Annotated in this window: 1 protein-coding gene; it reads left to right on the forward strand. The window is 61.6% G+C overall.

What is annotated here, in order from left to right:
• The coding region (locus ABW22_RS15855; RefSeq protein ID WP_419184934.1) for a FimV family protein at positions 1–721 on the forward strand (721 nt) is incomplete at both ends.

A 721-nucleotide genomic window follows, 5' to 3' on the forward strand; every position in this document is an offset into this window, starting at 1 on the left:
CCCCTCCTGAGTCCGGCCTGATCGACGAATGGATCGCCAACCCGCTGATGCTGCCGCTCGCGGGAGGATTGCTGGCGCTGTTGGCCGGTTTTGGCTTTTACCGCTATCGCCGGCGCAACAAAGCCGCCCAGGTAGACAGCTCTTTTCTGGAAAGCCGGCTGCAGCCCGACTCTTTCTTCGGCGCCAGTGGCGGCCAGCGCGTTGACACCAACGAAGGTAAAACCACGGGCTCGTCTGTGGCGTATTCACCCAGTCAACTTGATGCGGGTGGAGATGTAGACCCGGTGGCCGAAGCCGATGTGTACCTGGCCTACGGTCGCGACCTGCAGGCGGAAGAAATCCTCAAGGAAGCCTTGCGTACCACCCCGATGCGCGTGGCCATTCATGGCAAGCTGCTGGAAATTTATGCCAAACGGCATGACAGCAAGGCTTTTGACGGCGTCGCCCTCGAAGCGTTTAACCTCACGCAGGGCTTCGGCCCCGAGTGGGCTTACATCGCCGAGATGGGCCGGCAGGTCGATCCCGACAACCCGATGTACCAACCTGGCGGACAGCCTGCTGCTGAGGATTACATCGGCGAAGCCAAAAAACCTCACCCGACCGGCACCATCGCGTCATTCGCGCAGGCGGGATCGGCTGTGTCAGCGCCTATGACGAATGTCGATCTGGACCTGGACTTTTCGCTGGATGATGCGCTCGGGGTGGCTGCCATCGCGGCGCC

The sequence above is a fragment of the Thiobacillus denitrificans genome, assembly GCF_001530125.1.
Lineage (GTDB): Bacteria > Pseudomonadota > Gammaproteobacteria > Burkholderiales > Thiobacillaceae > Thiobacillus > Thiobacillus denitrificans_C.